Annotated in this window: 26 protein-coding genes; 14 read left to right on the top strand and 12 right to left on the bottom strand. The window is 67.2% G+C overall.

The annotated features are described in order from the left end of the window. Positions 1–292: 292 nt before the first annotated feature. From E1288_RS36290 to E1288_RS36280, 3 genes are read left to right on the top strand one after another with little or no spacing between them, the layout of a single operon-like run. Entirely contained in the window at positions 293–862 is a 570-nt protein-coding gene (locus E1288_RS36290) for a hypothetical protein (protein WP_132493212.1), read from the top strand. After that, positions 859–1,524, top strand: coding sequence for a DUF4166 domain-containing protein (locus E1288_RS36285; RefSeq protein ID WP_132493211.1), 666 nt, complete (start codon positions 859–861; stop codon positions 1,522–1,524). The genes E1288_RS36290 and E1288_RS36285 overlap by 4 nt, the downstream gene beginning before the upstream one ends. Beyond that, positions 1,521–2,174, top strand: a complete 654-nt coding sequence (locus E1288_RS36280) for a TetR/AcrR family transcriptional regulator (RefSeq protein ID WP_132493210.1) — start codon at positions 1,521–1,523, stop codon at positions 2,172–2,174. Before E1288_RS36285 ends, E1288_RS36280 begins: the two co-directional genes overlap by 4 nt. Before the next feature lie 52 nt (positions 2,175–2,226). Here the strand turns inward: E1288_RS36280 and E1288_RS36275 are convergent, their stop codons facing one another. Continuing rightward, positions 2,227–2,790 carry a helix-turn-helix domain-containing protein gene (locus E1288_RS36275; protein WP_132493209.1) on the bottom strand — a complete coding sequence of 188 codons (564 nt, stop codon included), beginning with the start codon at positions 2,788–2,790 and terminating at the stop codon, positions 2,227–2,229. 77 nt (positions 2,791–2,867) lie between these two features. Here E1288_RS36275 and E1288_RS36270 point away from each other — a divergent pair, with 77 nt between their 5' ends. Then, the gene (locus E1288_RS36270) at positions 2,868–3,755 is read left to right on the top strand and encodes an alpha/beta hydrolase family protein (RefSeq protein ID WP_235884060.1); all 888 of its coding nucleotides are present in this window, start codon (positions 2,868–2,870) and stop codon (positions 3,753–3,755) included. Positions 3,756–3,840: 85 nt separating this feature from the next. Continuing rightward, positions 3,841–4,698 (top strand): CPBP family intramembrane glutamic endopeptidase, encoded by an 858-nt coding sequence (locus E1288_RS36265; protein WP_132493207.1) that lies wholly within the window; start codon positions 3,841–3,843, stop codon positions 4,696–4,698. Positions 4,699–4,892: 194 nt separating this feature from the next. On the opposite strand, the gene E1288_RS36260 is transcribed toward E1288_RS36265, so the two are convergent. Together E1288_RS36260 and E1288_RS36255 are read right to left on the bottom strand one after the other, a co-directional pair. Next, positions 4,893–5,165 (bottom strand): hypothetical protein, encoded by a 273-nt coding sequence (locus E1288_RS36260; RefSeq protein ID WP_132493206.1) that lies wholly within the window; start codon positions 5,163–5,165, stop codon positions 4,893–4,895. A gap of 31 nt (positions 5,166–5,196) precedes the next feature. Beyond that, positions 5,197–5,406, bottom strand: coding sequence for a zinc finger protein (locus tag E1288_RS36255; RefSeq protein ID WP_132493205.1), 210 nt, complete (start codon positions 5,404–5,406; stop codon positions 5,197–5,199). A 171-nt stretch (positions 5,407–5,577) separates the two neighbouring features. Between E1288_RS36255 and E1288_RS36250 the strand changes: the two genes are divergently transcribed. The 4 genes from E1288_RS36250 to E1288_RS36235 all read left to right on the top strand — a co-directional run bounded on the left by E1288_RS36250 (position 5,578) and on the right by E1288_RS36235 (position 8,505). Further along, positions 5,578–6,435 (top strand): helix-turn-helix domain-containing protein, encoded by an 858-nt coding sequence (locus tag E1288_RS36250; protein ID WP_207954748.1) that lies wholly within the window; start codon positions 5,578–5,580, stop codon positions 6,433–6,435. Between the two features lie 20 nt (positions 6,436–6,455). Beyond that, positions 6,456–6,668: a DUF397 domain-containing protein gene (locus E1288_RS36245; RefSeq protein WP_132493204.1), complete on the top strand. Its 213-nt coding sequence runs from the start codon at positions 6,456–6,458 to the stop codon at positions 6,666–6,668. 230 nt (positions 6,669–6,898) lie between these two features. Then, positions 6,899–7,549, top strand: a complete 651-nt coding sequence (locus E1288_RS36240; protein WP_165968444.1) for a LysR family substrate-binding domain-containing protein — start codon at positions 6,899–6,901, stop codon at positions 7,547–7,549. A 116-nt stretch (positions 7,550–7,665) separates the two neighbouring features. Further along, positions 7,666–8,505, top strand: coding sequence for a hypothetical protein (locus E1288_RS36235; RefSeq protein WP_132493202.1), 840 nt, complete (start codon positions 7,666–7,668; stop codon positions 8,503–8,505). Positions 8,506–8,521: 16 nt separating this feature from the next. On the opposite strand, the gene E1288_RS36230 is transcribed toward E1288_RS36235, so the two are convergent. Together E1288_RS36230 and E1288_RS36225 are read right to left on the bottom strand one after the other, a co-directional pair. Next, positions 8,522–9,091, bottom strand: coding sequence for a dihydrofolate reductase family protein (locus E1288_RS36230; RefSeq protein ID WP_132493201.1), 570 nt, complete (start codon positions 9,089–9,091; stop codon positions 8,522–8,524). A 367-nt stretch (positions 9,092–9,458) separates the two neighbouring features. Next, positions 9,459–10,343 carry an NAD(P)-dependent oxidoreductase gene (locus tag E1288_RS36225; RefSeq protein ID WP_132493200.1) on the bottom strand — a complete coding sequence of 295 codons (885 nt, stop codon included), beginning with the start codon at positions 10,341–10,343 and terminating at the stop codon, positions 9,459–9,461. 50 nt (positions 10,344–10,393) lie between these two features. On the opposite strand from E1288_RS36225, the gene E1288_RS36220 reads away from it, so the two are divergent. The 3 genes from E1288_RS36220 to E1288_RS36210 all read left to right on the top strand — a co-directional run bounded on the left by E1288_RS36220 (position 10,394) and on the right by E1288_RS36210 (position 13,064). Next, positions 10,394–10,801, top strand: a complete 408-nt coding sequence (locus E1288_RS36220; RefSeq protein ID WP_132493199.1) for a MerR family transcriptional regulator — start codon at positions 10,394–10,396, stop codon at positions 10,799–10,801. A gap of 310 nt (positions 10,802–11,111) precedes the next feature. Beyond that, positions 11,112–11,666 (top strand): ATP-dependent Clp protease proteolytic subunit, encoded by a 555-nt coding sequence (locus E1288_RS36215; protein WP_165968443.1) that lies wholly within the window; start codon positions 11,112–11,114, stop codon positions 11,664–11,666. 843 nt (positions 11,667–12,509) lie between these two features. Beyond that, positions 12,510–13,064: a response regulator transcription factor gene (locus tag E1288_RS36210; protein ID WP_132493197.1), complete on the top strand. Its 555-nt coding sequence runs from the start codon at positions 12,510–12,512 to the stop codon at positions 13,062–13,064. A 92-nt stretch (positions 13,065–13,156) separates the two neighbouring features. Here E1288_RS36210 and E1288_RS36205 read toward each other — a convergent pair whose 3' ends face one another. Further along, positions 13,157–13,951, bottom strand: coding sequence for a tryptophan 2,3-dioxygenase (locus E1288_RS36205; protein ID WP_132493196.1), 795 nt, complete (start codon positions 13,949–13,951; stop codon positions 13,157–13,159). A gap of 420 nt (positions 13,952–14,371) precedes the next feature. On the opposite strand from E1288_RS36205, the gene E1288_RS36200 reads away from it, so the two are divergent. Beyond that, positions 14,372–15,910, top strand: a complete 1,539-nt coding sequence (locus tag E1288_RS36200) for a tryptophan halogenase family protein (RefSeq protein WP_132493195.1) — start codon at positions 14,372–14,374, stop codon at positions 15,908–15,910. Between the two features lie 201 nt (positions 15,911–16,111). Here the strand turns inward: E1288_RS36200 and E1288_RS49965 are convergent, their stop codons facing one another. From E1288_RS49965 to E1288_RS36180, 6 genes are all read right to left on the bottom strand, one after another. Continuing rightward, on the bottom strand, positions 16,112–16,240 hold the full coding sequence (locus tag E1288_RS49965; RefSeq protein ID WP_268951998.1) for a hypothetical protein: 129 nt from the start codon (positions 16,238–16,240) through the stop codon (positions 16,112–16,114). 234 nt (positions 16,241–16,474) lie between these two features. Next, positions 16,475–16,912 (bottom strand): TSCPD domain-containing protein, encoded by a 438-nt coding sequence (locus tag E1288_RS36195; RefSeq protein WP_132493194.1) that lies wholly within the window; start codon positions 16,910–16,912, stop codon positions 16,475–16,477. 118 nt (positions 16,913–17,030) lie between these two features. After that, positions 17,031–18,641 (bottom strand): aminotransferase class I/II-fold pyridoxal phosphate-dependent enzyme, encoded by a 1,611-nt coding sequence (locus tag E1288_RS36190; protein ID WP_132493193.1) that lies wholly within the window; start codon positions 18,639–18,641, stop codon positions 17,031–17,033. A gap of 367 nt (positions 18,642–19,008) precedes the next feature. Continuing rightward, on the bottom strand, positions 19,009–19,305 hold the full coding sequence (locus E1288_RS36185) for a hypothetical protein (RefSeq protein ID WP_132493192.1): 297 nt from the start codon (positions 19,303–19,305) through the stop codon (positions 19,009–19,011). Positions 19,306–19,360: 55 nt separating this feature from the next. Beyond that, positions 19,361–19,525, bottom strand: coding sequence for a hypothetical protein (locus tag E1288_RS47445; RefSeq protein WP_165968442.1), 165 nt, complete (start codon positions 19,523–19,525; stop codon positions 19,361–19,363). An 18-nt stretch (positions 19,526–19,543) separates the two neighbouring features. Then, positions 19,544–19,930 (bottom strand): hypothetical protein, encoded by a 387-nt coding sequence (locus E1288_RS36180; protein ID WP_132493191.1) that lies wholly within the window; start codon positions 19,928–19,930, stop codon positions 19,544–19,546. Positions 19,931–20,184: 254 nt separating this feature from the next. On the opposite strand from E1288_RS36180, the gene E1288_RS36175 reads away from it, so the two are divergent. Beyond that, positions 20,185–21,544, top strand: a 1,360-nt coding sequence (locus tag E1288_RS36175; RefSeq protein WP_132493190.1) for an XRE family transcriptional regulator, incomplete at its 3' end; no start/stop codon positions are given.

Here is a 21,544-nt window from a genome sequence, read left to right as displayed (position 1 = left end):
CGTGAGTGCTTTTAGGTGCAATAGCACCCAAAAGTACTCACGAGAACCTGACCAGCGAAAACAGTGGCAGATGATCCTGCCGTCGGCGGCGACCGAGGATGCGGGCCGAGCGCAATCGGCAGGCCCGCCGGCGACTGGAGCTCTGCATCCAGACGCGCGAACAACGGTCGCGCCGACTCCACGCGGTCCAGCTCTTTGGTCTGCCCGAAGCAACTCGTCACCGAAATCTTGAGCGACTGCTCAAACTGCCACTACTGTTTGAGCAGTCGCTCAAACGAGGAGGCAGAAGCCGATGCATCCGAAGCCCCTCTACGTGGAGGCGCTGATCCGCACCGACCTCGACGCGCTCTGGCAGCACACGCAGGACCCGGCCCTGCACCGCCGCTGGGACCTGCGGTTCACCGACATCGCCCCGCTGACCGCGGGCCGGTTCCGCTACGCGACGAAGGTCCTGGGGTTGCGCGTCACCGGTCTCGGCACGCATTCCGGCGAGCGGTTCCGGCCGGACGGCACCCGGACCTCCGTGCTGCGGTTCGCCTCGACCGACCCGCTTTCGCTCATCCGCGCCGGCTCCGGTTTCTGGCGCTACACCCCCACCGACGACGGGATCCGCTTCATCACCGGGTTCGACTACGACACGCGTTGGGGCCGCTTCGGGACGCTGGCCGACGTCGCGTTCCGGCCGATCTTCGGCTGGATGACGGCGTGGTCGTTCGACCGGCTCCGGATCTGGCTGGAGACCGGGACGCCGCCCGAGCGGCAATCGCCGCTGGCGCCGTCCGCCGCGCGGTGCCGCCGATCCCGCCCGACCGGCCGCCACGGTGCGGCGCCCCGGGCGCTCGCCGCGCTGGAGCGACCGTGACCGGCATCTTCGCCCGCGCGCTCGGCGCGGAGTTCGCGAACCTGCACCCGCGGATGCGGGAACGCCTCGACCTGTCGGTGGCGGACGGCGTCGGGATGATCGGGCACGGCGTGATGGACCGCGTGTGGCGCGGACCCGTGTTCACCCTCCCGTTCCTGTGGCTCGGGTCGACGCGGCACATCTTGTTCCCCGAGCGCGGCCGGAACATCCCGTTCGTCATCGAGAACTACCCGTACGTCGACTCCTACGGCCGCGAGACGGTTTCGTTCGTCCGCACCTTCGAATTCCCGCGGCGGCGAAGGAGATTCGACGCGCAGATGCTCTACACCGGCGACCGGATCGTCGACTACCTCGGCACGCACCAGCACCTCGCGGTGGACCTCGACATTTCGGTGCGCCCCGACGGCGGATTCCGGATCCGCTCCGGCGGGTTCCGCGTCGGAGCGCGCACGCCCGTCCCGCAGGCATTCGCGGGCACCGCGCACGTCGACGAGTGGTTCGACGAGGAGAGCGGGCGGTTCCGGATCCAGGTCGCCGTCGTGAACCGGCGGTTCGGGCCGCTGTTCGGCTACCGCGGCGGCTTCGCCGCGCGGTACGTCCGGCTCGACAGCGGGGTGAGCGGGGCGGTCAAGCCGCTCCGTGAGAAGGTCCTGGACCGATGAGCACCGGCCGGCGAACCAGCAGCGTGGCCACCAAGCAGCGCTTGGTGGACGCGACCGTGGAAGTCATCCGGCTGCAGGGCATCACCGCGGTTTCCGCGCGGACCGTCGCCGCCGCCGCCGACGTCAACCAGGCGCTGATCTTCTACCACTTCGGCAGCGTCGACGAGCTGGTCGCTCAGGCCTGCATCGCGGCGACCGAAGACCGGGTCGCCCGCTACCGGGCGCGGTTCGCCGAGGTGTCCACGCTGGGCGAACTGCTCGCGCTGGGCCGGGAGATCCACGTCGGGGAACGCGCCGACGGCAACATGGTCGTGCTGGCCCAGACCCTCGCCGGGGCGCAGGCCGGTGGCCGGCTCGCGGAGGCCACCCGCGCGGCGCTGGAGAAGTGGATCGTCGAGGTGCGCGCGGCGCTGGAGCGGGTGCTGACCGGGTCGCCGCTGGCCGAGGTGGCCGACCCGGGCGCGCTGGCGCACGCGGTGTCGGCGAGCTTCCTCGGCCTCACGATGTTCGAGTCGGTCGACCCCGAAGGCGGCGAACAGGCGCTCGAAGCCCTCGGCCGGCTCGCCGAGCTGGTGGACGTCCTGGAAGGGCTCGGCCCGATCGCCACCCGAGCGGTCCGCGCAAAGCTCCGCAAGAACGCCAAGGCGTAGCGCACGAGCTCCGGCAGCTATCTGTCCGAAGTGGACTAACCTTGGGCGTCGATCAGCCGGCCGCTTCGACTGCCGGGCCGGGTTCGCCCGGCGGGTTGTTCGGTACGACGACGAGGCTGATCACGTGGCGGGAGCGGTCGCCGCTCGGTTCGTTGCCCGTTCGCGCAATGATCGCCGCCTGGATTTCGTCGATCAGCGCGGCGAATTCTTCCTCCGTCAGCCACATCGCGGCCTGCCGGTAGACCACTCCGTCGGTAGCGGGAGCGGCACCTTCCTGCGCCAGGTAGCGCTCGAAGTCCGCCATCAACGACGCCGAGAACGCGGTGAAGGCCCGCCGGTGGTCCTCCAGCGTCATCGTCGCCCGCGCCGCGGAATCGACCACCGCGCGCTCCTGTCGTACCTGGTAGCTGCGCTCCACCGTGCCGCGCACCCGCTTCTCCTCCACCACTTCCAGCACGCCCGCCTCGGCGAGCACCGCGACGTGGCGGTACATCGTCGCCGCCGCGATGTCCGGCAGGCGGTCGCGCAACTGCGCGGTCGTCAGCGGATCGGAACCGAGCAGCGTCTGCAGGATCCGCGCCCGGACTGGGTGCAGGAGGAGGTCCGCGGTTGCCATGGACCAATGTTCTCACGGCTGATAACCTTCTCAAAATCGATAACAATGAGAGGGGCTGGATCTTGCGCGATACCGACATGACGGCGACCGCGGACGACGGGCTGCCCCTGATGGGCGCGCTGAGCCTGCCCGCGGGCCCCGGCCCGCACCCGGCGGTCCTGCTGCTGCACGGCTCCGGGCGGCTGGACCGCGACGCCAACTCCCGCGGCCTCCGCATGGAACTCGGGCCGCCGCTGGCCACCGCGCTCGCGTCGCGGGGCATCGCCGCCTTGCGCTACGACCGGCGCGGTGTCGGCGCCACGTCCGGCGACTGGCGGGCGACCGGATTCACCGACAACACCCGCGACGCCGACGCAGCGCTTCGCGCCCTGGCCGCACGGCCCGACATCCGGGCCGACGCCATCGGCGTGATCGGCCACAGCGAGGGCGCCGTCCACGCCATGTCCCTCGGCTCGAATCCGCTGGTCCGGGCGGTGGTGCTGCTGGCCGGGTACGCCCGCCGCGGCGAGGACGCGCTGCGCTGGCAGGCCGGGATGATCGCCCGTGACCTGCCCGCGCCCGTTCGGCCGCTGCTGCGCGCCCTCGGTTCCCGGCACCTCGCCCGGATCAAGGCGACCAGCACGGACGTGGCGCGCGTCCACGGACTACCGGTGAACGCCCGGTGGTTCCGGGAAATGCTCGGCCACGACCCGCGCGCGGACCTGGCGAACATCCAAGCACCCGTGCTGGCGATCACCGGCGACAAGGACGTCCAGGTCGACCCCGCCGACCTGGACGAGATCCGTCGGCTGGTCCCCGGCGAGGCCGAGGTCCACCGGATCCCCGACCTCACCCACCTGCTGCGCCGCGACCCCGGTCGGCCGTCGGTGCGCGCCTACCGCCGCCTGCTGCGCAGGCCCGTCGACCCCGACCTGCTGGCGCAGGTGACCGGCTGGCTCGAAGCACGAATCGCGGATTCCCGCTGACAGCGAGGAAAACCCGCACCGGACGGAATCGCTTCGACCGCAAGCACTTCTCGCCTACCGAACCGACCTTTGGAAGGAATTCGACATGACAACGGCAACCCCAGCTCGCCGGAAGAGCGGCCTCGTCCTGTTCCTGGCCGTCACATTCGTGGCGAGCTGGCTGTCGTGGCTGATAGCGATAGCCGTCGGTGGGCCGGCGATGAGCTTCCCCACCGTCATCCCCTACCTGCTCGGCGCGTTCGGCCCGATGATCGGCGCGATCGTTATCCGGCTGCGCCGCGCCTCCCGGCGTCAGCCCACTCCAGCGCACGCGGTGCGATTGCCGTTGATAGGCCTGCTCTGGACGCCCGTCCTGCTGGCAGTGGCCGCCGGGACCGTCGTGGGCGCCGCGCTGCTCGCGCAGCAGCTGGGCGGTCCGCCGGTGAGCTTGACCGCGGCGCAGACCCTGATCGAGGTGTCCGGCGGCCCGCTGGCGTTCGCGGGCGTCATGCTCGTCGTCGGCCCGCTGAGCGAGGAGTTCGGCTGGCGCGGCACCATGCACCCGCGCCTGCGCGCGAAGATGGGCCGTCTCCTCGCCGGACTGCTGCTGGGCGTCATCTGGTCGGTGTGGCACCTGCCGCTGTTCTTCGTCGCCGGAACCGTCCAGAACGCCTTCGGCCTGCTCACCTTCAGCGGCCTGACCTACATGCTCAGCGTGATCCCGATGGCGCTGCTGGCCGCGTACGGCTACGAGCGCGCCGGTGTCCTCGGCGCGATCGCGATCCACTTCGGCGCCAACGCGACGATGTCCCTGGTGGGAGTCAGCGGGCTGCTGCCGCAAGCGCTCATCGTCGGTGTGCAGACCGTCGTCGCCCTGTTCCTGCTGGCCGTGCACCGCGACCGGAAGAAGGTCAGCGCGACGCCCGAACCGGCACAGCAGGAACTCGTCCCGGCCCACCGCTGAGCGTCCAGGGCGGAACCGTGCCGCCGGGCCGGGGTCCGGCGGCACGGAGGCCGGGAAGGAACGTCCGTCCAACGCGGACTTCAGCGTGTTTGGGCCGGTGACCGGGCGCGGGGCGGGGAAGACGCCCGGCCACCGGGTGGGCCGGTGCAGTGGTCGGGGAGGCAGCTGCACCGGCCCGATTCAGGGGGCCTGGCTCAAGTGCGCAAATAGTGCCGACCAGTGGGCTGGTCATCCGGCTCTTGGCCGGGAAGATGCGATCGAGGCGGCCACGCTATGGCGCGGTCCTGCCCCTCGTCTCGTTCGGCTTCGACCTGTGCGATGAGATCCCAGACGTTGTAGGCACCCTCCCCTGCCCCCACGTGCTGCGCGCGAGCGAGCAGTGGCAACCGCATCGCGGTGGAGCTGACGAGCAGAGCGGCGATCAGCACGTTGATCAGCACGAGAACGCTCAGGTGCAGCCAGAACATGGTCGTCTCCTTCTTAGTGGGGTTGGCGATGTCAGGACCGTTGGGCGAGGATGCGCCAGCAGTCCGCGCAGGAGTGCTCGCGGATCCAGTCCACCTCGGTGCGGTCGTGCAGCTCAGCCGCATCGGCTTCCGCGCCGCAGTAGGCAGAAACCCGTTCCCCAGCCGGGGTTTTCCGTGCCGCGATCGGGAACGCGTGACGCCCACCAGTGACCGGACGCCAGATGTAGGTCAGGTACTCCATGAGGCTTCCTTCCGAACCGAACACGGGAACTTGAAACCAAGGTTTCGTGGAATTTCCACACTCGCAATGTCCGGCACCTGAAAGGTCCAGGACTGCACACGAATGAGCGACTGCGTGGAAGGTTCCGGGCCTGCGAAGATCCAGGTGGCGAGCTGAGCGAAGGAGGACACCGTGGAAGAGCGGATCAGCCCGACGGTGCGGCTGCGGAGGCTCACCCGAGGAATTCGGCGTTGGCGCGCGGAAGCCGGACTTCGCCAAGAGGACGTCGCGGCTGTGCTGGACTGGTCGAAGCCGAAGCTGAGCAGGTTCGAGAACGCCGAGAAATCCGCCGGGCCTGCCGAAGTTCTCGCGCTCGCAGCGGTCTACGGCGTCCCCGACGCGGAACGGGACCAGTACGTCGCGCTTGCCTTGCAAGCCAGGCAGAAGGGCTGGTGGCAGCGGTACGGCCAGGACGCGCTGGCGTCGAACTTCGAGGAGTACGTCGGACTGGAGTCCGAAGCCGCCGAGGTGCACGAGTTCTCCGGCGAGCTGATTCCCGGGTTGTTGCAGACCGAGCGCTATGCCACCGAACTCATGCAGGCATGGATACCGCAGGCCGACGAGGTCGTCATGAAGGAGCGCACCGACCTTCGCTCACAGCGACAGGCACGCCTGCACGAGACGAACCCGCTCACCTTGGGAACCGTCATCCACGAGTCAGCGCTGCGACAACTCGTCGGTGGCCCCGAGGTGATGCGCGAACAGCTCAAGCACCTCGCAGCCGGCGCCAAACTGCCAAATGTGACGGTTCAGGTTCTGCCGTTCAGCGCCGGCGCAATCCCCGCGCTCGGCGCACCCTTCATCGTGCTGTCCTTCCCCGACCAGGAAGATCCCGACGTGGCCTTCGCGGAACACCTCACTGGCAGCGTCTACATGGAGGATCCAGCCGAAGTTGAGGCATATACCCTGAACTACAGCGCCTTGCGGTCCAAGGCGCTGAGCCAGAAGGAATCGATCACTTTCCTGAACCGGCTCGCTCGGGACTTGTAAGCACGGCAAGGGAGCGCGTCATGTTAACCCCGGACTTCACCCAGGCGCATTGGCGTAAAAGCAGCCGAAGCAACGGGGGTGGGGGCGCATGCGTCATGGTGGCGCGCATCCCGGGGGCTGCTGGCGTGAAGGACAGCAAGCTCGGCTCCGCCAGCCCTGTTCTTCCGTTCACGACCTCGGCGTGGTCGGCCTTCCTGCGCGACGTGAAGACCGGGAAGCACGACCTGCGCTGACTAGACGCGCCGAGAGCTCCGCCCGAGGGTGTCCGGGCGGAGCTCCTCCTTTGGTGCCTCACCTGTCGGCGAGTTCTCGGTCTGAGGTTGCACAGCTTCGACAAGGGGTACGCCGTCATGCTCGTGGAGGACTCACCCCCGCCGGCGCGGCGCTGCTCCCCGAAGCGCGCCGGATCCTCGAGCACTACCGCCGGCTGCCCGCGCTGGTGCACGAAGCGGCGCGGAACAGGGTGGACGCCTTCGACCTCGGTTCCGTCCCGTCGGCCGTGATCGGCCTGGTCCCGAGCCTGCTGTCGCTGTTCGCCGAAGCGGAGCCGGCGGTCTCGATCCGGGTGCACGAGCTGAGCGTCGAAGAGCAGCTGGAACTGCTCCGCACCGCCGACCTCGACATCGGGATCTTCCGGAGCCGCGAACCGCTCGACGGCTGGGCGACGTTCGACCTGCCGCCCGACCGGTTCGCCGTGGCGCTGCCGGAAGGTCATCCGCTCGCGCGGACCCCGACGGTTCGCTGGCAGGACCTGGCGGACGAGCGGTTCGTCATGGCCGGGCGGGCGAAGGCGCCGCTGGAGTTCGACTCGGTCGTCGGCGCGTGCGTCGCCAACGGCTTCACGCCGAAGGTCCTCGGGGAAGCGGTGTCCGGGTACAACCTCGTGGCGCTCGTCGCGTCCGGCCTCGGTGTCGCCATCCTGCCGGAGCGCGCCACGGCGCTGAAGCTGGAAGGCGCCCCCTACCGCCGGCTCGAACCGGCGGTCGAGGCAGCCCCGCTGCGGATCGTGGTCCGCCCGGAGTGCTTGCGCGAGAGCATCTACCGCCTGGTGGAGATCGCCCAGGAGACCCCGGTCCCGTCCGACCCGGCCTCGGTGGACCGAACCGAGATCTGACCAATGTGGACGGTGACGGACCGCGGTTCGCCGTCCGGTCATGCACTGGCGGAACGATCACGGTCAATGACACGTCGGAGGGGACGACATGTCATTCGTCCGAAGGGAATTCCGCAGTGAACGACGATTGGCCCCAGAAGGTGGGCGGCTGGGAACTCGCCCGGCACGGCCACATCGAGAACTACCGGAAGCGACTGGCCAACAACGTCACGGTCACCGCGATCTGGGAGAACGAGACCGGCACCGGCACGGTGGATGCGCGCGTCGAGACGTTGGGATTCGGCCGGACGCTGACCAGCAGCCGCAAGGAATTCCGGGACAAGGAGGCGTTCTGGACCGCCGCGCGCTGCGTGGTGGAGATGGCCGCGAACCTCCCCTCGCTGGGCGCGGGCAACGAAAGCCCCGCCGATTCCGAGCTCTTCGAGGAAGTCGCCGGGAACGTCGAGGCCGAACCCGGCACCAACGGAACCCCGGAAGCGGAGCTGACGTTCACCCTGGTCAACGGCCGCACGGTGACGCTGATCCTCTCCGATGACCAGGCGTTCGACCTGTGCTCGCGCATCTACAAGCTCGACAAGTACGTGTGGGACGAGCAGCGCGACGAAGACGAAGAAGACGAGTTCGATGAGGACGACGAGGACGAGGACGACGAGGACACCGCCGACGAATCCGTCGAGGTGCCCGACATCAGCGACGTCCGGTCGGGCCCGGACACCGGCCACGACGTGGTCACACTCCTGGAAGCCCAGTTCGGCGTCACCGAGGACCACCTCATGGCACACGTCGACTGGTCGGCCCTGATCGTCGTGGGCGAACCCGCGGTGAGCTCGCTGATCAGCAGGGGCGAGGAGTTGCACGCGGCGCTGCAGCCGCGCTGGTACCCGGTCGTCGTGGACCGGCCCGGCGAGCAGTGGGTCGTGCTGCGCCGGACCGGCCTCCGCTACGTGGGCGAGTGAACTTCACAAGGCGGCCTCAATTCCGGGCGTAGGTGTGGATCGCCGCGCCGCTGTCGAGGACGTGCGTGCCGGCGAGGGCGAGGCGCGTGGGCGCGATGTCGCCGTCGAACACGCCGATGCCCTTGCCGAGGACGAACGGGTAGATCTTCAGGACCAGTTCGTCGATCTCCGGCAGCAGCGAGGCGGCGAGGCTACCGCCGCCGGCCAGCCAGATCCCGCCGCCCGGCTCGCGCTTGAGCGCCCGCACGGCCTCGACGGGGTCGCCGGAGAGGACGGTGACCGCGGGGTCCGGGCTGGTGAGGCTGCCCGACACCACGTACTGGTCCAGGTGGGAGTACGGGCTGGTGATGCCGTCCCGCACGCCCGGCTCGTACGTGCCGCGCCCCATCACCACCGCGTCGAAGCGGTTGCCCAGGTCGGTGACCCCCAGCGTGCCGTGCAGGTGCGTCGGCAGCGTCTGCGGGTACTCCGCGACGAGGTGCTCGACGAGCCCGTCGGGCAGCGGGAAGAACGCGTCGAGCGAGCCATCGGCGCCGGCGATGTAGCCGTCGACGCTGCAGCCGACGAAGTAGGTGAGCTTTCGCATGGGGGGTTTCTCCTCTTCGAAGTGGTCGATCAGCGACGGGTGCCGGGCTTGGGCAGCGGACGCCGAGCCGGAACCGACCGGGGCATGCGCGTGTGCGGCTGAACCCGCTTGCCGCCCTTGGCCGACGGGAACGAGAACTGAGCACTGACGGGCTTGCGCATCGGTTGACCACCTCGTTATTAGTACTTCGCATGCCGTACTCAAACCGTAGTACTGCATCTGAAGTGGTGTCAAGCGCAAACTTCGAAGAGGCGCGAGATCGGCGGCCGTGATCGACCCCAGCTTCAGCGTCGACCTCCTGCTGACGACGGCGTTCTGAGCGGTCGGTAGCCCGAGGGGCGGGCTACCGACCGCGATGCCGGATCGATCAGTCGTTGCGGGGCCTGGCGAACTCTTCGATCAGCACGGGGTACTGCTCGCCACCGTGCCCGGCGGCGATCGAGCGGTCGGCCATCGCCTTGATCAGCCTCGGCAGTTCGGCGTTGACGCCCACCGCCTCGCTCTCCTCGATCAGATGCGCCATCGCCCGCGCGTCGGTCTCCAGGGCCGACACCTCCGCCGGGTAGGAGCCGCTGTCGATCTGCTCTGCGTACCCGGGAAGCCATCCGGCCACACCGGCCGCGATCTGCTGCGCGAACGGCGCGTACGTCGCGGCGTCGACACCGGCCGTCCGGAGCAGGGCGGTGCCCTGGAGCCAGGCGTTCAGGACGCTCCACATCATCGCCAGCCCGGCCACGTCGTACAGGGACGCCAGCCCGTGGTCGGCGCCGAGGTAGGTGACGGTGCCGAGCGCGGCGAGCGTCGACTCGTGCGCCTCGAAGTCCGGCTGCGGCCCGCTGTGCAGGATCACCGCCTCGGCGGTTCCGATCACCGACGGGATGGCCATGATGGCGCCGTCCAGGTAGCGGGCGCCGCGCTGCTCGGCCCACCTGGCGGCTTCCCTGGCCTGGGTCGAGTCGCCCGAGGTCAGGTTGATCAACGTCGTGCCGTCCAGCTCGGCATCGGTGGCGCCGAGCAGTTCGTGCACGGCCTGGTAGTCGGTGAGGCAGATGATCGTCACGGAGCCCGCCCTGAGCGCGTCGCCGACCGTCGGCGCCAGCCGTGCGCCTGCTGCCACCAGCCGGCCGGCCTTGGAAGTCGTGCGGTTCCACACGGTCGTGGGGTGCCCGGCCTTCAGGAATGTGCCGGCGAGGGCCTGGCCCATGAGTCCGAGTCCGATGACTGCGACCGGTGCATCGTTTTCGTCGTTCATGGCAGCATCGTCAACGTTGATACCGGTGTGAATGTCAAGCGAGGTTGTCGATGCGGATCGGGGAACTGAGTCGCCGGACGGGCGTCAACACCCACCAGCTGCGCTACTACGAGACCCAGGGCCTGCTGGAGGCGGACCGCAGCGCGAACGGGTACCGCGAGTACGACGAGAACGCCGTGCTGCGGGTGAAGCAGATCCGGCACCTGCTCGGCGCCGGTCTGTCCTCAGAGGACATCGCATACCTGCTGCCCTGCGCGGTCGGCGAGACCCCGGAACTGCTCGGGTGCCCCGAGCTGCTGGCCGCGATGCGAACGCGGCTGCAACGGCTGAACGACCAGATGGAAAAGCTCGCCCGATCCCGGGACGCACTCGTCGACTACATCGACGCGGCCGAAAGAGTGGCCGGCGAGAACTACCCGCCCTTCGACGGCTCGGACCGGCAACCCGTCCCCGCCTGAACTCCCGGCCGGGAGGAACCGGGCGCCCTGTTGGAGAAAGGCCGTACCTGAACCGTGCCGGTGCCACGGTCGCACTGGCGCAGGCCGACTGACGAACATAGGGCCGGGCATTGCCGCACCACATCGGCGTTGTGCCGCACAATGCGTTCGGTCGAACGCTTCCAGGATTTCCCTTGCCGCGGACGTACGCTCTCAGCGAACCTCTCGTGCCGAAAGCACGTGGTCCGGCGATCACGACTACAGTGATCTTCGCACGCGAGACCGCGACGAGGGAAGCGAGCAGCGCGAGATGCCCATACACAGTTGGGCGATGAACAAGTTGATGAGCGATATGTTCGATGATCGGACGGTCGTCATCAGCGGCGAGCTGAGCAGAAATACCTCGACCGCCGCGATATCGCAATTGCTGCTGCTGAACGCCACAGATCCGGATGCGGAAATCAAGCTTTACATCGACAGTGCCACCGGATCTTTACCGGCCGGATTCGCGATTTGCGATGCGATCAACTGCATCAAGCCGGAGGTTTCGACCTGGGCGATCGGCACGGTGGGATCGGCGGCGACTCTTGTGCTGTGCTCCGGAGCGATCGGCAAGAGGTACATGCTTCCGGGATCGCATGTGGTCCTACGGCAACCCGACCACGACGAAGGTCTCGACGGGGAGCCCGTGACGCCGACGACGGCGGACCATCAGAAATGGTCCGATGAAATGGTGCAACTCCTCGTCGCGAAGACCGGGCAAGATCCGGACATCATCGCTCGCGATCTTCGCAACCACCTTCGCCTCTCGACCACCGATGCGGCCCCCTACGGCATCGCCGATCAGGTCATGGCCGACGGCAAGTACGCCCCGCAGGGAAACTGACGCACCAGGCGCCGCAATCCTGTCCCCGGTCGAGGGCGGCCGGCGTGACCGCCACCACGATCGGCGAACGCACTGGGGACCCCGTCGCCAAGATCAGCCCCAGGCTGCGCGGGGGCGCGCACCCAAGGCGCTGACCAGCGCGTTGTCCTGCACGTCACCTACTTCCGAATCCCGGGCACACCGGTCCGGCGTGCGGTCGGCATGCGGGACCGACCACTTGGCGGGTGGGGTTACGACCGATATCGGACACCGCCCCAAGCCGCTGCGTCTTCCGGCGGCCCCGACTGCACCATTTGACGATTTTCGCCTAGTGCTCTGCTACTGCATTGAGCGTATCTTCCGGGATCACAGTGACATACTCGTGATGCACTCGATATTTTCGACTTGTCACCTGACGCCGGCGGCACCGGCGTCCGGTTTCCCAGCGGGAGCAGACGGAGGGGCAGGGCACGGTGCGATGAGTAACGAACGGCGGCGCCCGCCCCGATAAGGCCGCTGGGACCGGCGGAGCCGGTACGGCGCGGTTGGGACGTACGAACCGGGAAATCTGGGGATGCAGCACGACCACGGCCAGCGATAGCACGACGCCAAGCCGACAAAGATGTCCGCATCGAAGAAGTACGGAGCAATCCCAACGACAAGAGCAGTCCGCCCCGCACGAAAGGAAGTTGCGTCATCAACGGGGATATAATTCCATTAGGAAGCAAATGGGAAATCGGCACAGGTCGACATGATGCGGATGGCACCGCCCGATTCCGCAACGCGGAACTGGCCGTCCTGGTGTCCCTTCCCAACGAGGTCTCGAGATGGGGCCTCACGTACATGCTGCGCAGTCTTTCCCTGGTGAACTTCGTGCACGGCTGTGCCGATTTCCGCGAGGCCGTGACCCTCCTGGAAAACCGTCCTTTCGACGTTGCCCTCATTTCCGCCGACGAATTGGCGGAGTTCGAGCAGATCTCCTCGGTCGCGGCGAAGCGCGGCGTGAAGACGGTGGCGCTGCTGCGCGACGCCAGCGATGACGTGGTCGCCCAGGCCGCGACGCTGTCGGCGGATGGATTCCTCCTGGAGTCCGCGGTCGATCCGCAGAACCTCGAGGATGCCCTGCTACGACTGCAGCGTGGTGATATGGCGCTGCCGTCCTCGCTCGCCAGGAAGCTGATCACGGAGCTTCGCCGTCGAGGCCAACCGCGAACGAGCACCGTCCGCCTCACGCCGCGCGAACGGCAGGTCCTCGGCTTGCTCGCCGAGGGGATGAGCAACAAGCAGGTCGGCCGACGGCTCGGCATCTCCGCGCACGGAGCCAAGCGGCATGTCGCCAACCTGCTGGCCAAGCTGAACTGTCCCAATCGGACTCTCGCGGTCGCCTACGCCATCCGCGATGGCTTGTTGACCAGTTGACCTGAAGGGGTCTGGGTGGGCGCTGCAACGGAGCACACGCCCACCCGGCAAGCCCCGGCCGCGACGAGCGAGCCGTGCAAGCACCACCGGCGTCACAGCTGGGACCGGACCTCCCAGAGTTCCGGGAAGAGGCGGGAAGTTATGCGAGAGCGCAGGTAGTCCACTCCGGATGATCCACCGGTGCCCGGCTTGTACCCGATCTGGCGCTCGACGCTCAGCGCGTGGTGCGTTCGCCACCGGCCGTACGCCTGATCGACGTCGAGCAGGGCCTCGGCCACGCGCAGCAGTTCCCAGTGCGCTGCGGGCAGGTCTTGATAGCCGTGCTGCCAGACCTTGGCGAGCGAATCGACCCCCCGCTTCTCGACCAGGGCGATGAACGCCTCCCGCAAGCTGGGTTCTTCCAGCCTGCGGACCAGGCGTTCGCGCTCGGCGTCGGTGAGCTGCACCTGGTCCAGGTAGCCGGCGTCCTTCCGCCCGGCCAGGAACTCGATCTCGCGGTGCTGCACGGACTCGAAGCCGCTGCCGCCCCGGAGGGTGTCCCGGAAGGCGAGGAAGTCCATCGGCAGCATGGTGTCGAGCACGGCCCACTGCGAGATCAGCACGTTCTGGATCGCGACGAGCCGGCGCAGCAGGTGTTCGGCCGCGTCGAGCCGGTCGGCCAGCAGCAGGTCGCGCGCCTCCTCCAGTTCGAACAGCATCAGCTTGAACCACAGCTCGTGCACCTGGTGGACGATGACGAACATCAATTCGTCGTGCGTGCCCTTTTCCGGTTGGCAGCTCAGGAGTTGATCGAGCCGCAGTACTTCGCGGTAGCGGGACCCCGCAGCGTGCTCAGCGCAGTTTCGCCGGTCCGGCTGGACCACGGAAACCTCCTCGGTCGACAACATCTCGGAAACCGTTCGGCTCGGCACTGCCGGCGGGGGCGCGGTCGTGAACCGTGCCTGCCGCACCGCAGTGGAGTGTCGCCGGACACCGACTCGGCCACGACGAAGTGCGGGGCAGTCCCCGCGGTACGGCGTCGCGTCCGATGGACTTCACCACGGCGACTCCACCGGGAAACCGCTCATCGGCTCCTCGAACGCGGCCGCGCCCGTCGTTCGCGCGCCGGTTCGGCGGAGGGACTGCTCTGGGCGGTCACGAAGTCAAGGTTAGGAACGGGGCCGATCGGTGGCCAGTGCCCAATCGGACGCCCCAACGAGCCCCACCAATGGTCCACGACCAGTGCCCGAACGAGCAGTCGCGCACGGACGGCCGGCCGTGCTGCACTGCGGCTGGAAAACCGGTGAAGATCCGCGAAGAGGTGGGACATGCTCCGCAACGTCGTCATAGTCGGTGGAGGTACTGCCGGTTGGATGACCGCGACTTATCTGAAGGAAGCACTGGGCGACCAGATTTCGGTGACCCTGGTCGAGTCCGCCCGCGTGCCCACCATCGGTGTGGGAGAGGCGACTTTCAGCACCGTTCGGCACTTCTTCGACTACCTGGGGTTGGCCGAACGGGACTGGATGCCGGCCTGCCACGCGTCCTACAAGCTGGCCATCAGGTTCGAGAACTGGCGCGAACCTGGCCACGTCTTCTACCACCCGTTCGAACGGATGGCCAAGGTGCAGGGGTTCACCATGGCCGACTGGTGGCTCAAGCTCGGCGGCGAGCGGTTCGACAAGGACTGCATGGTGATTCCCGAGCTGGTCGACGCCAAGCGGGCGCCCAAGTACTCGGACGGTGAACTGTTCGAGCGGTCCCTGCACGACGGCGGTGACCGGAAGCGCCAGAGCACGATGTCCGATCAGGACACCCAGTTCCCGTACGCCTACCACTTCGACGCATCCCTGCTGGCCGAGTTCCTCGCCGACTTCGGGACCCGCCGGGGAATCCGCCGGGTGCGCGACGACGTGCTGGAGGTGCGCCAGGACGAGCGGGGCTGGATCAGCCACCTGGTCACCCGCGAACACGGCGAGATCACCGGTGACCTGTTCATCGACTGCACCGGATTCCGCGGCCTGCTGATCAACCAGGTGCTGGAGGAGCCGTTCGAGTCGTACCAGGAGTACCTGCCGAACAACCGCGCCGTGGCGCTGCGCGTCCCGGCCGACGTGGAGCAGACCGGAATGCGCCCGTGCACGACGGCCACCGCGCAGGATTCCGGCTGGATCTGGACGATTCCGCTGTCCAACCGCATCGGCACGGGTTACGTCTACGCCGACGAGTTCTGCTCGCCGGAGGAGGCCGAGAAGACCCTGCGCGAGTTCGTCGGCCCGGAGGCCGCCGACGCCGAAGCCAACCACATCCGGATGCGCATCGGCCGCAACCGGAACTCCTGGGTGCGCAACTGCGTGGCGATCGGGCTTTCCAGCGGGTTCGTCGAGCCGCTGGAGTCCACCGGGATCTTCTTCATCCAGCACGGCGTCGAGCAGCTGGTGAAGCACTTCCCGGACGCCAACTGGGAACCGGAGCTGATCGCCAGCTACAACCGGGCGGTCGCGCGCTGCCTGGACGGCGTCCGCGACTTCCTGGTGGTGCACTACCGGTGCGCCGCACGGGCCGACACGCCGTACTGGAAGGCCACCAAGGAGCGGCCGTTGCCGCCCGGGCTGGACGAGCGGCTGGAGGCGTGGTCCGTCCGGCTACCCGACCACACGTCGGTTTACCCCTACTACCACGGTTTCGAGCCGTACTCCTACAACGTCATGCTGCTCGGCCTCGGCGGTCATCTGCCCAAGCGGTCGCTGCCCGCGCTCGACTTCCTCGACGACACCGCGGCGCGTGCGGAAATGGCCCGGGTCCGGGAGGAGAGCGCTCGCCTCGTCAGTTCCCTGCCGAGCCAGTACGAATACCTGACGTCTTGAACGCCGGGTTCCCGTCCTGATCCCGGTGACGGATAGCAGGAGGGCCTCTGCGGGTCGCGATCACGCCGTGATCGCGACCGGCAGAGGCCCGATTGCTTTGCGCGGGATCATCGATCGTCCATGTCGCCCGCTGGACGCACGACTCGGGTTCAGCGGCAGGAACCAAAATTGCGGATCGCAAATCCATCCTTTCCATCCCGACTACGTCCGGGAGGTCCTGGTCAAGAAAGCGGACACGAACGGCATGTCGTCGTAGAGCATGTGGACCAGCTGCCCGCTCTCGTCGACCAGCTTGCCGCAGAGGACACCGGGTCCGCGATCATCACGCACCAGGACCGCCCCAGCTGGAACGAGCAGGGCCCCGACCACGAGCTTGTGGTGGCGTTCGGTACGGACGGCAGGGCTGCGTTGTCGTACTACAGCCGACAAGACTCAGTGATCGCCGTGTGGTGGCGGAACCGGTTGGTCATCCAGGTCACGAATTTTCACTGTAGGCCCAGTGCTGAACGAACTTCGGGGCGAGTTGGCCGTAGGGCATAGCCAGCTCGCCCCGTCCATCATCGTTCATGCCACGGCGCGGGCACTCGGTTTGATGCCGAGCGCTTCTTGCCGGGAGCGAGGCAGGAAGTCCAGCGCGATGCGGCGGGCGAGGTAGTCGACCACGCTGGCGGCTCGCGGGATGTCGGGGTCGTCGGTGTAGCCGCTGGGTTCGAAGCGGGTGTGCACGAAGCGCGCGACGATCTCCTCCGGCGGGGCGCCGTAGCGCAGGGCGAGCGACATCATCGAGACATAGGCGCTGAGCATGCCGTGCTGGAACGAGCCGTGCGGGCCGGATTCGGGCAGGTGGATGTCGCACAGCTGCCGGTCGTCGTCGAGGTCCATGATGACCTCCAGGTCCACGCCGCCCACGGAGGCCGAAATCCGCTGCCCGGACCGCACCCGGGGCAATCGGCGGCGCGTGATGGTCGGGGTGACCTCGGCGATGCCGACACTTCCAGACATGTCACTCCTTTTCCTCATCACCCCTACAACTAGGGTGAGCGTAAACATTGATCTACAAGATATGGGGCGTGATCGTAGCGTGGTGACCTGACAGCGGGGGCGTGATCGCGCCACCTGATCAGGCGTTGTCAGCGATGGTGTCGAGGTCGTGCACGACAGAGCGGGCGCTGTCGAGTGCGTGAGTGATGACGGCCGGCCTGGCGGGGCTGCACAGCAGCGCGCCGAGCTCGGCCAATCGGCGAGCGAACTCGTCGAGTTCGTCGTCACCGACGGCGACACTGGCTCGCAGGATGAACTCCGGCGAGCCTGTCGTGACCCGGTAGCCGGAGAGTTCACCCGGGAGTAGGCCGAGCCCGGTGTCGCAGCGCTCACGCCCGTAGTACAGGCAGACCGCCAAGGCATGAACGCTGGACCGCACCCGAGGGTCGGCGAACAGCCCGGGATGAATCCGCAGCGCCGCGTACCAGCCGCCGTCCGGGCTGGTGAGCCGGAAGGCATCCATACCGAGGGCTTGGTTGATGACCTGCAAGCGCGTGCGCAGCCGATCGACCCGCTGCGCGTAGGTGCGGTTCCACTGGTCGATCCAGTGCTGCGGGGTCAGGCAGATCGCGGCGGCGGCGGTCAGCTCGTCGCCCTGCGGCACGCGCCCGTAGGACAACATCGTCCGGTAGTGCGCCACGGCCGACCGCAGCGTCGCATTGCCGGTGTGCGCGAAGGCAATACGGCTCGTCGGCAGTGCGTAGGTCTTGCTTGGTGTCACCACCGACAAGACCCAATCCGACATGTTCCCCAGATCCGAGCCGCCCACCTCGTCACCTCGGACGGATCCGATCGGCCGCGCCGATAGTCCGGGCGCCAGGTAGCTGCCGGCGTACACGTCGTCGCCCAGCACATAAACCGGGTTGCCGTGGTTGCGCCGGTTGTGTTCCAACACCGCCCCAGCAATATCGCGAGCACGGGACTCGGTCAGTGCTTTCCCGTCGACGTTGTTCACCAGCGGTGCATAGATCACACGTCCGTTCTCGCGAGCGGTGTCGGCAAGCCACGCCTCCACGTCGTGGCCGTCAAGGTTCACCGCGACGTCGATGGCGCCGCCGACGATGGGCGGGAGTATCCGCAAGCTCTGGTAGTAGCCGACCGGAGCGAGCACCCGCCCGGACATCCGGTGCACCTTCTCGCCCTCGTGGCGGCACATCACCGCCGCGAGCATCGCCATCATGCCGCCCTTGGCGCCACCGCAACACACCAAAACCTCCTGCGGCGAAGCGGGAATACCGGTACTGCGGAAATGCGCGGCGGCGAACGACCGGGCCTCGTCATCGAACCCGGACGACCCACCCCGGTACCGGCCGAGATCATGCTGCCGCGACACGACCCACCTGGAAAAGTCCTCGACCCTCTCACCGTCGCGACGCGAGCACTCGGCCAACAGGCCGAACACCTTCCGAGTAGCGACGCGAGGACGACACGCCGAGTCGTAGACCGCGAGAGCATCCAGGCCTGCATCCGTGGCGCCCACAGCATGGTGCACGAACGAGAAAATCCCTTTCCGCTCGCGGAAAAAGTACGCTCCCACGTCCTGCACCACGGGATGCGGATTAGCGGCTCCATGACTTCCCTTGTGCAGCTTGACCAGTTCATGACCCCGTTTGGCATCGTCGATCAGGTCATAGACGGCCGTGTAAAGATCGGAGAACTTGCTTTGCACGACCTCGTCGTCGGCAACCATGCTGCTCCCTCAATCCCGGAAGTCGAGTGCGTCAACGACATGGATCACGGACGGTCCAGTTGCCAGTCGAATCGGGCCGAAACCACCACAGGGCACATTGACCGATCGCTGCCCCAAGCCCTACACCCGCAAGAACCTTGACAGAGGTCGGGGACAAGTCCGCGTAACAGAACAACACCGCTACCGCACCGATCTCGGCGGCCTGCAACCCGATGCTGCATCGGCTGCTTGTTATCAATTTCCTCAATTTTCCTTCCCTTGTGTTGTTGGTCGCCCTGGCCACCGCCACGCCGTTGTGGCAGTGGCCAGGGCGGAAACGGGCCGAGTCCCAGTGCTGACGACACGTCCCGGCCCGAGCTCTGCGGCCTTACTTCTTGGAGGCGAGCTCCGCCTCGTGGCTCGCTTTCGCGTCCTCCGCCCAGGCAAGGCAGTAGCCCACATGCCGCAGCAGCGCGTCATGCAGCCGACCGGGATCCTTGATCTTGAGAGCCTGGTAGAAGTTTTTCCGAACCAGAACCGCCCACGAGAGCGTGTTGCCCTCTTCATCTCGCTCGGCTTGCTCGAACGTCTCGGTAGCCAACTGGTCGAATTCTGGGCCGGTGCCGTACTCGGAGATGAATCCGACCGTGTGCCCACACGCCTGTCCATAAGAAAGCGAGACCACTCTGAGAAGGCCTATCAATTCGGTTTCCCGTCTCCATTCACGAGTTTCGTGCCGTTCACTTCGTTCTCGCGACCGACCTGCGGACCGGGTTCGCGAGCGTGCGCGCGTTGTACGCGCCGATGCCCGCACCGGCGTGCCGCCCCGGAGTCCGGGCGTAGTAGGCGGTGACCAGGCAGACCAGAAGGACGAACAGCGACACCAGCACCACGAGGGCGGCCAAATCTGCGCCCCGGGGCCATCAGGCGAACGGCGGCACCCACAAGTCGCCGGGAAGCGGAAGCGCGAGACTGGGTGCCCCCTTGGACCCGTGCGGCGGCAGTTGCATCAGCTCGCGCACCACATCGGTGACCGACCCGTGCGCGTGCCACAACGGCCGAGGCCGGTCGGTCTCCAGATCCTCCAGGCGGAACCGGGCCGCGACGGCGTCCGACGTCGAGGTCGCGCTGTAGATGTCCATCGCACCATGCGCCTTGAAGATCCCCTGCAACGTCGACAGGTTCGCCAGACTCGGCAAGTAGAGGAACATGAAGCCAGCACGCTTGCTGTCCTCGATCGCCCGGATGTGCAGGTGGAGCCACGCAGGCAGCGCTCCGAGCTCCGGGGGTGTGTGTGCCGGAATGGTCATCACGCCGATGCCTCCCCCTCTGCAACCGCGTTCGTGGACCAACTGCCCGCCCAGCGCATCGGCATGTTCCCCGTCCCCGCTCTACGAATTACCGACATATTGCCGACTCTGCTGGTGATGCGGCAGCAGCGGAATGGCGCACAACCGGGTTGTCAAGGGGAGGATTGCGGGAGGATAGCCAGGATCCTCATGCGTGACGGCGATTACTCATTGTGCAAATATGGACACGCTTCGCCCCGTCAAGGAGATCAACCGTGTCTGATCCCAACGATCAACTTCGCCGCGCTCGTGAGCGTGTCGAGTCACCGAACGCAACGGGCGAGCCGCTGTCGCATCAGGAACTTGCCGACCTGGTCAACACTTGGGTCTACGAGCACACGAAGCCGCCTCGCGTGATCGCGCTTGACGCGAACTACATTGGGAAACTGGAGCAGGGAAAGATCCGGTGGCTGCAGGACGACGACCGGCGCGCAGGACTACGCGCAGTACTCAATGCCCGTACCGATCAGGAGTTGGGGTTTCGACGTCCCCGCCGAAGCCGTTCTACGGTGGAAGACGTGGACCGTCAGCAGTTTTTGCGTGCAGCCGTCGGCGTTGGCGCTGGAGCCGTAGTTGGCCAGTCGGCCATTGACATGCTGGCCCCTACCGAGCCAACTCCAGTCCCATCCGTCGTTGGCACGTCAGAGGTGGCCGAGGTCCGTGCCGCCGCTCAAGCCTTCAGCGGTTGGGATGCGCGATACGGGGGTGGGCTCGTCCGGGCAGCCGTAGCCGCGCAACTGCGCTATTCCGCGGAGCTTCTCAATGGGCGATGCGCTCCAGCGATCCGGAACGACTTGTTCTCGGCCGTTGGCTATCTAGCTCACGTCACGGGTTTCATGGCGTTCGATGCGTATGCCCACGAAGACGCTCGCCGTATGTTCCGCTTCGCGCTGGCGTGCGCCGAGGAGGCCGGGGACTGGCACTTGCGCGCCAAAATCCTGTCCTCGATGGCACGGCAGGCGATTTGGTGTGGTGACCCGGACACGGGATTGACCTACACCGAACTAGCGCTCGTTCGAGCCGACCGACTTGTAGCGACCGAACGCGCCATGCTGCACACCGCACGGGCTCGTGCCCTCGGCAAGCTCGGTCGGATACAGGACACCCTGACTGCGGTCGGTCTCGCCGATGAGTCATTCGATCACGCGAATCCAGCCGAAAATCCGCCCTGGATGGACTACTACGACGCAGCACAGCACGCCGGAGACACAGGGCATGCGTTGTGGGAGCTCGGCGTACGCGGACAATTCATCACTGAGGCTCGAACCCGGCTCGCGGCGTCCGTCGCTGGACACGCCGAAGCCCACGCACGATCACGTGCGATCAGTCAGACCAAGCTCGCGTCTCTGACGATGGTCGCCGGCGATCCGACCGAGGCCGCGCATTTCGGCACCCAAGCACTCCAGGAGGCGGGGCCGATCAAATCACGGCGAGCTGCTGACGACCTTAGAGTTCCTAACAGAATGATCACTTGTAGTGACTGGCATTCCCTGATGGTTGATCATGATCGTGTGAAGAAGGGTGAGCAGCCGCCATGGATCGTGTCCGACGAGCTGTGGGAGCGAATCGAGCCGT

Origin of the sequence: Saccharopolyspora elongata (assembly GCF_004348985.1) — a bacterium.
Lineage (GTDB): Bacteria > Actinomycetota > Actinomycetes > Mycobacteriales > Pseudonocardiaceae > Saccharopolyspora > Saccharopolyspora elongata.
The sequence above is the reverse complement of the archived record's forward strand: the minus strand, read 5'-3'. Positions and strand labels throughout refer to the sequence as shown.